Genomic DNA, 9487 nt, shown 5'->3' on the forward strand with positions numbered 1-9487 from the left:
CAATTAAGGAAAACCTTAAATATTAACTTAATAAAACTCTCCTGTTTTATAAACATGTTAGCTGTTAGGTTCAACTTGAGTCGTTTTACTACTTGAATAGATAAAATAAAGTGCAATTGCTAAACAGATGAGCGCGCCCAATCTATAGGTTGAAAAAGGCAGAATTTCATTGCCAAACCAACCAAAATTATCAATTAACATACTCATGAGAAGTTGCCCAAAAATAACCGCAACAGTTGCAACAGCCGCCCCGATTCTTTGTACTGCTAAGACCATAATCACAATATAGGGAACGCCACACATTGCACCCAGTAATTGCCATTTAGGTACATCTAATAGGGTTAAAGTTTGCTTGGGTTCAAAATAAAAAATAAGTAATGCGGTAATTAAAGCGCCTACCGAAAACGTTAAAAATGCACTACGGAATACGCCAACTTTACTGCCAAGCTGGCCATTAATTGCCGCTTGTACACTAAGTAAAGCACCGCCGATGACTGCCAATAAAATCATCAATATAGTCATATTTCCCCCTTATGCTTTTGCGACTAACGAAAGTGCAACCACAATAAAAACAAGCGCAAGCACACGTTTTCGATCTACTTTTCTATGCGGGGTTCCGAGTAACCCATAATGATCAATAATTAGACTCTTAAAAACTTGACCAGCCAAAATTCCAATCATGGTCATGGCAATACCAATAATCGGCGCTGTGATGGTAAGAATAATGACGTAGATCGGGCCAATTACCCCACCCAATAACTGCCATGATGGAAGAGTAAAAAATGAGGGACTATTGCGAGGACTAAAAAACAACATAAGTAGAAAGGTAAGTGCGGCCCCTACTCCAAAAATACTAAAAGTGGCCCACAATTCTCCAACTTGTGTACCTAATGGCCCTAAAAGACCAGCTTCTACGGATAGCCCCATCCCACCTAAAATGGTGAGAAACAGTAATAGAATTTGCATGAACATTGCCTCATGGTATTTAGGCAACGAATCATAGAGTAGCCAATTCAGCAGAAAAACAGCATAATCCATGAATCACTTTTGCAGAAATTGCACAGATGAATTTGTCAAATTCGATTGATATTCGTAGCCTTCGCTTTTTTATCAGTGTATATAAAGCTCAAAACTTCTCTGTTGTGGCGAGAAAAGAAGATGTTTCGGCATCGATGATTTCTCGGACCATTCAACAGTTAGAAGATGCGTTGGGGCAGCAACTTTTTTATCGAAATACACGAGCAATCACACCAACCGAATCAGGTAAATTGTTTTTTGAATATGCCAAAAGAATTACAGAGCAATTTGATGAAGCTCAAAAAGCATTGCAAGATAAAACGGTAGAACCCTCTGGGCTGGTCAGAATTAATGCGCCCGTATTTTTTGGTCAAAGCCATATTGCGCCGTGGTTAGCAGGTTTATCAGAACGTTATCCAAGACTTTTAATAGAACTGATTCAGACAGACGAATTTATAGACCCTCTTCGGGATAGTACTGATTTAATATTTCGCATCGGAACTCTGACAGATTCATCGTTTCATGCGCGTATTTTTGGCACACAAAAATATCATTTGGCGGCCTCTCCTGCTTACATTGCTAAATACGGCGCGCTTGATCATCCCAAAGTACTCAATGACCATAAATGTTTAGTCTATAAAGGGTTTGAAGGACCTAACCGTTGGTTAATTAGAAAGCCAAATGAGGAATGGGTACATTATCCAATTGTGCCTTTACTTGCTTCAAATAATGCCGAGAGCTTAATGACGGCTGCACTCAATGGTATGGGAATTGTTTTATTTCCTGACTGGCTCATTGGTGAGGCTTTAAAGCAAGGTAAATTAATAAAACTTTTACCTCAATATGAAGCATCTATTAAACCTCAACCACAGCACATCGCAGCAATTTATCCGAATGTGCGTCATCCACCTTTAAATATTCGAGTAGTGATTGATTATTTTGCTGAGATCTATGGTGAAACACCTTATTGGCAAGATTAAGGAAAACCTTAAATATTGGCTTAACAATTTGCTTTTATAACAGCACTCTAACACTTTCTTTTTATTGTGAATGCGCTTACTTGGCCATAATATTTTAAATTTTGAGACTAAAAAAGGAGGTATAGGCCTCCTCTTTTAATTCAAACTATAAACATCTGGTGGTATTTAAATACCTTTATCTGCCACATATTACTGAAGATTCTTTGAGTACGTTTTAGTTGGTATTTGTGCGATCTCTTTCTTTTCTAGACGATTTAACAATGTGCCAAAGATAGCTGCAACAATGTACATAAATAATGAATAAACTGCTGCTGGCATAGCGGCCATACTGCTTGCCATTACTGTAAAAGCAATGGTCATGGCTAAGGTACTGTTATGAATCCCAATTTCAAACGCGCAAGCTTTTGCCTGAAAGCTATTTACACCCAATAATCTTGGAACAAAATAGCCAACCATTAAACTACATACGCAGAACAACAAAGTAGCCAATCCAATTTGCCCAATATACGTCATCAGATTTTGGTAATCTCGTGCAATTGCTAATATGATGATTGATACGAGAAAAACGATAGCAAAGATACGCACAGGTTTATTGAGCTTTTCAGCCGTATGCGGCGCAAAATGACGGACTAACATTCCGATCCCAACGGGTACTAAAATAATGAGAAAAACTTGTATGATTTTAGAGAATTGCAAACCTACATTTTGTCCATTTTCCATAAAGTGTTGTATTGCAAAATTCACAATTAATGGAAGTGTAAAGGCAGCGATAACCGAATTTATAGCCGTTAAAGTAATATTTAAAGCGATATCCCCTTTATAGAGATAACTAAATAAATTAGCAGTTGGCCCACCCGGTGAAGCAGAAAGGAGCATTAATCCAACAGCAAGCATGGGTGGTAAAGCAAGAACCTTACAAATAATAAAAGCAATACTGACTAAAATAACCAGTTGGCAAAATAATGCGATAAAGACAGCTTTTGGATGTTGTCGTACGCGCTTGAAGTCATTTATGGTCAACTCCAGACCCAAACCAGCCATAATAATTGCGAGTGCAATTGGTAAAAATACAGTAATTAATCCTGAACCCATAATCTCATTCCTTTTTTCATTTATTTATGGGACTTCTAGTCCCATACACTTATGTTTTTAATAAAAAGTTCTTATTAAACCTTGAGTTCTTTTCTTAAAATTTTACCCACATTCGACTTGGGTAATTCATTGATAAATTGGATATGACGTGGTTGTTTGTAGCCAGTCAGGTTTTCTTTGGCATAGGTCTGGATTTCTTCAACCGATAAAGAGTCATCTTTTTTGACAATAAAGGCTTTAGGCACTTCACCCGATTTTTCATCTGCAATACCAACCACGGCGACTTCCAAGATTTTTGGATGTTGGGCTAAAACTTCTTCAATCTCGTTCGGAAAAACATTAAAGCCTGACACTAAAATCATGTCTTTTTTACGGTCAATAATTTTGGTATAGCCTTTTTCATTCATGAAACCAATATCACCCGTTCTAAAGAAACCGTCAGCAGTCATGACCGCTTTCGTTTCTTCAGGCAAATTCCAATAACCTTTCATGACCTGCGGGCCACGAATTGCAATTTCTCCAGTTTCACCGGGTGCTAATTGATGACCCTCATCATCCAAAATTGCAATATCCGTGCTGGGTACAGGAATACCGATCGTGCCACTAAAAGTATTAGAGATTGGCGGGTTAAAGGTAGCAACAGGCGACGTTTCTGATAAGCCATACCCTTCACGGATAATACGTCTTGTCAGTTTTTCCCATCCATCGGCAGTGGATTTCAAAATTGCCATACCGCCGCCTGTGGTAATTTCTAAACGGCTGTGGTCCAATTTATTAAAGCCTTCATGATTAAGCAGCGCATTAAATAATGTATTTACAGCAGGAAAAACCGTAGGACGATATTTTTCAAAACAATGCACGAGAGCATCTAAATCACGCGGGTTTGGAACTAAAACAGTGGCATAACCTTTATTCATTGCACTATGCAATAAACAGACAGTAAAACCAAAAATATGATAAAGCGGTAAGGCACAGATCGCTATTTCATCTTCATAAGCATCTCGGTCACCAAAATAGCTTTTAAAAACCACATTATTTTGTAATAAGTTAGCGACAATATTTTTATGGGTTAATTCTGCGCCCTTGGATACACCTGTGGTTCCACCCGTATATTGTAAAAGCGCAGTGTCCTCAAGAATAAGCTTAGGACGTATATAGTCTTGTGCATTTGCCTTCAATAAGATTTGCCTAAAAGCGTATTTTTTAGAATCTAAGGTGTCTAATTCAGTAGGTTGCTCGATTAACATTTCAGTTATGGTAGTAGTAATAATATGCTCAACCGACACTTGCTCTTTGACAGCGTCATAAACAGGTAAAAATTGCTCTAATATAAATAAGACTTTTGCGCCTGCATCATTTAATTGATGCTTTAACTCACGGGCTGTATAGAGTGGATTAATATTGACTAGAATGTAACCTGCACGAATGACGGCAAGTGAAATAATCGGGTATTGAATAATATTGGGCATCATTACGGCAATACGTGTACCTTTTTCTAGCCCTAAACTTTGCAAGAATGTTGCTACTTTTCGACTATATAAATCGATTTCAGCATAAGAAAAAGATTGATCTGCAAATATAAAAGCCTTTCTTTGCTGGAACTTATTAAAACTGTTGTCCCATAAATCGAGAAGTGAAGTTTGTTCATCCGGCAATGTAATCGTACTTTCTATATTCCATTGCTTATATTCATCTAACCAGATCTGTTTTGTCATCTTATTGTCCTTTTATGAGAGGGAGAAATGGAACTGTTCCTACTCCACTTTTTATATTTTCTTTAATCTCTTAATCTGCTTACTCTCGTACAGAAATAAACTGTTTATATAACTAAGCGATCCATCAAATAGTTGAATTAAAATTTATAACCAATTTTCAAACCGTAACCGATTGAATAGTTATTTTTATATTCACCCACATAATATTCACTGCCTGCCTGAGCACCAAGCTGACCTTTGGCATCACCGAGCCATAGATACTTCATTCCACCTGAAATAAAGTATTTTGAAGATGGACTATATTGCGCACCAAGACCAACACTGTAATAACCTTTAGCTGGCCCACCTGTGGACACGCGCTCACCTGCTCCCGAGTCCCAACCTACAGAAACTGAACCTGACCATTTATCGCTTAGGCGTTGCCCAATTCCAAGATTGGCAGACCATTGATCATCATAATAACGAACCAGATTAAAACCATTTGGACGACTTGGCGTTGATAGGACCCCAACAACTTCTGAGATTTCGCCAAAACGATACGGTTTAAACTCAAAATCATTCCAGTGAACCCAACGTACGTTACCGAACAATAAAGTACCTTTGCGTAATCCGGTCTGAAATTCCAAATTCACTGACTCTGGCGCTCTAAACTTAGTTGAGCCTGTTGTCCCTGCTTCTGGTAAGCCCGCAACAATATGATTAAGTGCCTCCTTACGAGATTCAGTGAGTTGTCCTATAGAAACCATATACGCCAAATGCTGATCAAGAAAATCGCGGCCTTGCTGTGTACTCAACATATCAACCAGTGGCGCATTTTCATTAGCTGTCACTTCATGCATAATTTCTGAACGATAGGTCAATGAAGCTTTAATGGCTTTTTCGGGAATTTGATAACCAAATCCTGCCAACCATCCCCAATCTCCAACTTCTTTGGCATTAAAGTCATAGCCATTATATAAACTGAAAACTTGACCTCTTAAATTGACGTTACTTTTAAATGTCTGATAAACAGGACCTGCATAAAAGTTCCAGTTCTTATCCGGTTGATAACCCAATATCAGACTAAAATTTTGCATAACAAAATTCGATTTGGTGTTACCTGTTACGACTTCTCTACCGGTCTTTTGGGCAAGTGTTGCTGAATCAATACCCGGTACTAAAATCGTGTCACTCGGCTTAGCAACAAAGCTGTTATTTCCATAATATTCAGAGTCGGACGTAAATGGCTGATCGTAAAGAAAACCAAATGAAAACTGAGGTGCTAACTGTAATTTTAAAGCTGCACTGGGGCGATAATCAGAGTTTGCAATATCAGAAATACTATTACGCGTTGGGTTTGTACCCGCTTCTTGTCCTTCTAACGAAGTGTCTGAAACAGATAAACTTGCCTCAAAATAATTACCAGGTTGTAGAAATGCAGAAATTGATTGTCCTGTTCGATCAAATGCTGCTGCATAGAGTGGGCTCGTACAAAATGAAGCCATGACTATGACTAATGTTTTCTTTTTCATCTTTTAATCCGTCCTAGATTTTTATTTTTACTTATTAGGGCGCCCTTTACTGAACGCCTGATGTTTGTTTTACATAGTGATTCTTATTAGGCATTTTCTATAAAATCGGGTTGTTCTCCTTTCCTTTCAATGGCGCGGTTAAGGAATGGTTCTTACTAGAACCATTCTTCTGACATATTGAGTGGAGTCGTCTCTACCGGATCAAGTACCGCTAACCAACTTATAATTTTCGGCATTTCCCAGCCAAAGAAATAATCACACGCTGCAAGTTTCCCATGCAGAAAATCAGGGTCTGTTGAATTTGGCATGAGTTTATGAATGACTACCGCTTGATCAAGCCATAACCACCCCACCACAAGATGCCCAAAAGCTTCCAGATAATTGGCGGCATTTGCCAGTTGAAGTTCTACATCGGTTAATGCATGCAATTTCTCCGTTACATTTCGGATGAGTTGCCACTTTTGGTCTAATTGATCTGCATGATCTTTTAAAGAAGGCTCTGCTTTGGCTTGTTCAATCGTATTCATGATTTTTTGATGTAATAGCTTCATCGACAGTCCCTGATTAAGACGAGTTTTTCGTCCTAATAAATCGAGTGCTTGAATGCCAAATGTTCCTTCATGAATCGGGTTAAGTCGATTGTCCCGATAAAACTGTTCAACATTATATTCACGGGTATAACCGTAGCCGCCATGAACTTGAATGGCTAAATCATTTGCCACAAGCCCCCATTCAGAAGACCAGCTTTTCACCACTGGTGTTAATAGATCAAGTAATTGATGGACTTGATCGCGTTGCTCGGCATCTTCAAGTGAGTGGATATCATCGGTTAATCGGGCTGCATATAGGCACAGTGCTAATGCGCCTGAGACATATGCTTTTTGCGCCAAGAGCATACGGCGTACATCTGCATGTTGAATGAGCGGGATTTGTGGAGAACTTGGATTACGTTCACTACGAGAACGACCTTGTACTCGAGTTTTTGCATAATCTAAAGCATGAAGATAACCTGTATATCCTAATGCTGCTGCCCCAAGTCCAACCGAAATTCGGGCTTCATTCATCATATGGAACATATAGGCCAGCCCTTTACCAGCTTCGCCGACTAGCTCACCAATTGCGCCTGCTTCTCCTTCGGGTGTGAAACGGCCTTCCCCAAAATTCAGCACACAATTCACTGTTCCCCGATAGCCCATTTTGTGGTTAATTCCAGCTAATACCACATCATTACGTTCACTTGGCTGTCCATTTTCATCGAGTAATTTGCGCGGTACGGTAAACAGAGAAATGCCTTGCACACCTGCTGGTAATTGTCCATTTTCATCTGGAATTTTTGCCAAAACCAAATGAACAATATTGTCAGAAATATCGTGCTCGCCACCTGAAATCCACATTTTGTTTCCAAACATACGATAACGACCATCTTTTGTTTTAATCGCACGTGTACGAATATCAGCCAGACTTGAACCTGCTTGAGGTTCAGATAAACACATCGTTCCGAAGCATTTGCCTTCTATCATGGCGTTGACATAGGGTTTAACTTTTTCAGGTTCACCATGAGCCATTAATAAATTTGCATTACCAATGGTTAAAAAGGCGTAGCCCGCTGTTCCTGAATTGGCACCGAGTAGATATGCCATACCTGCACGCTCGATGGTATTGGGTAAGTTCATCCCATTCCAATCTGACGGAAACGCTGCACTCATCAAACCTGCATCCGCAAAAGCCTTAAGTGCGACCCCGACTTCAGGATTGACAGTTACACGCTCACCATCAAAAACAGGTTCGTTACTGTCATTTTTTTTATTATGCGGAGCAAATAAATCGGTTGCCAAAGCCTCATAAACGTTTAAAACAGACGTGTATTCAAAACGGTCCTGTCCTGCAAAAGAATTGCGTTGGCTGAGTTCTTCGACTTTTAGCCAATCGAATAGCAAAAAATCGACATCACGGCGAGAGAGAATTAATTCATTGCTCATGGGTTATTCCTATACATTTACAAGTGTAAGCCACTCTGTCACAAGTGCTGGTTTTGCCTGATCTTCGATTTCAATCGTGACTTCCATGATCAACTGATAACTTCCCTTATTTTTTTGGGAAACATTTTTTAAGTGAAAATTTCCACGCACCCGCTTACCGCTATGTACAGGATTAATAAAACGCAAATTATTGATGCCATAATTCACGCCAGATTTCTGCCCCTGTACAGTTGGTAAGACCTGAGCCGCCATCGCTGAAAGTAAAGAAAGTGTTAAAAAACCATGGGCAATGGTGCCACCAAAAGGTGTCTGACGAGCAGCTTCTTCATCCACATGAATAAATTGATGATCTTGCGTGACATCCGCAAAGGTATTAATCATGCTTTGATCAATGGTCATCCACTTCGAGCTACCTAATGCTCGGCCTTGCAACTCAACAAGCTGGTCGATGCTTAATGTATTTTTTGTCAAAATTATTCTCCTGCCATTAATGAAGCTTTTTTCAGCTCAAGCTCACCCTGAGCGCCTCCTCTGACAGGCACAAACTCATCTGTTCGGTTTGAAACATCAGCTAAACGTTGTGCTAAAACATGCGGAACCTGTTCATCCGTACCTAAATAAATTCCTTGCGTAAGGGTAATGTGGGCAGCTTCAAAACTACCTGCACCTGCACAAAGAATCATACGGGTAGGTGCATCTTCGCTAACCAAAGTCGCGATTGCAGGACTAACCGCACTTGGAGCAAGAGCTTTAAGGGCTTCTTCGGGTAATAATCCTTCAAGCATACGAGTTGCAGCTGTTGGTGCTAGACAATTCACCCGAACATTAGATTTTTCACCTTCTAAAGCCAGTGTCTGCATGAGTCCAACCAATGCCATTTTTGCAGCGCTGTAGTTGGACTGCCCAAAATTGCCATATAGACCAGAGGATGAAGTCGTCATAACAATACGACCATATTTTTGCTCGCGCATGATATCCCATACCGCTTTTGTGCAATTTACTGCCCCCATTAAGTGGACATCAATCACGGTACGAAAGTCATCTAGCGACATTTTGCTAAAAGTTTTATCTCGAAGAATTCCAGCGTTATTAATTAAAATATCTACACGTCCCCAACGGGCAATGGCTTCATCTACCATCTGTTGAACTTGTTCAATATCCGTGACTGAAGCACCATTTGCCATCGCCTCGCC

At 39.7% G+C, this 9487-nt stretch carries 9 protein-coding genes; 1 reads left to right on the plus strand and 8 read right to left on the minus strand.

From position 1 onward, the window contains the following. Positions 1 to 57: 57 nt before the first annotated feature. The gene (locus UC75_RS03805) at positions 58 to 522 is read right to left on the minus strand and encodes a DMT family transporter (RefSeq protein WP_049836750.1); all 465 of its coding nucleotides are present in this window, start codon (positions 520 to 522) and stop codon (positions 58 to 60) included. 9 nt (positions 523 to 531) lie between these two features. After that, positions 532 to 966, minus strand: a complete 435-nt coding sequence (locus UC75_RS03810; RefSeq protein ID WP_009388349.1) for a DMT family transporter — start codon at positions 964 to 966, stop codon at positions 532 to 534. 98 nt (positions 967 to 1064) lie between these two features. Here UC75_RS03810 and UC75_RS03815 point away from each other — a divergent pair, with 98 nt between their 5' ends. Continuing rightward, entirely contained in the window at positions 1065 to 1997 is a 933-nt protein-coding gene (locus UC75_RS03815; protein ID WP_049836751.1) for a LysR family transcriptional regulator, read from the plus strand. 189 nt (positions 1998 to 2186) lie between these two features. Here UC75_RS03815 and UC75_RS03820 read toward each other — a convergent pair whose 3' ends face one another. The 6 genes from UC75_RS03820 to UC75_RS03845 form a co-directional block, all read right to left on the minus strand. Next, positions 2187 to 3089, minus strand: a complete 903-nt coding sequence (locus UC75_RS03820) for a bile acid:sodium symporter family protein (RefSeq protein ID WP_049836752.1) — start codon at positions 3087 to 3089, stop codon at positions 2187 to 2189. 74 nt (positions 3090 to 3163) lie between these two features. Continuing rightward, on the minus strand, positions 3164 to 4804 hold the full coding sequence (locus tag UC75_RS03825; RefSeq protein WP_049836753.1) for an AMP-binding protein: 1641 nt from the start codon (positions 4802 to 4804) through the stop codon (positions 3164 to 3166). Positions 4805 to 4941: 137 nt separating this feature from the next. After that, the gene (locus tag UC75_RS03830; protein WP_049836754.1) at positions 4942 to 6315 is read right to left on the minus strand and encodes a long-chain fatty acid transporter; all 1374 of its coding nucleotides are present in this window, start codon (positions 6313 to 6315) and stop codon (positions 4942 to 4944) included. Positions 6316 to 6470: 155 nt separating this feature from the next. After that, positions 6471 to 8294, minus strand: a complete 1824-nt coding sequence (locus UC75_RS03835) for an acyl-CoA dehydrogenase (RefSeq protein WP_049836755.1) — start codon at positions 8292 to 8294, stop codon at positions 6471 to 6473. A 9-nt stretch (positions 8295 to 8303) separates the two neighbouring features. Continuing rightward, complete coding sequence (locus UC75_RS03840; protein WP_049836756.1) at positions 8304 to 8765, minus strand: MaoC family dehydratase; 462 nt, start codon at positions 8763 to 8765, stop codon at positions 8304 to 8306. A gap of 2 nt (positions 8766 to 8767) precedes the next feature. Continuing rightward, positions 8768 to 9487, minus strand: a 720-nt coding sequence (locus UC75_RS03845) for an SDR family NAD(P)-dependent oxidoreductase (protein WP_228137066.1), incomplete at its 5' end; no start/stop codon positions are given.

This window comes from Acinetobacter sp. V2 (assembly GCF_001188385.1).
GTDB lineage: Bacteria > Pseudomonadota > Gammaproteobacteria > Pseudomonadales > Moraxellaceae > Acinetobacter > Acinetobacter oleivorans.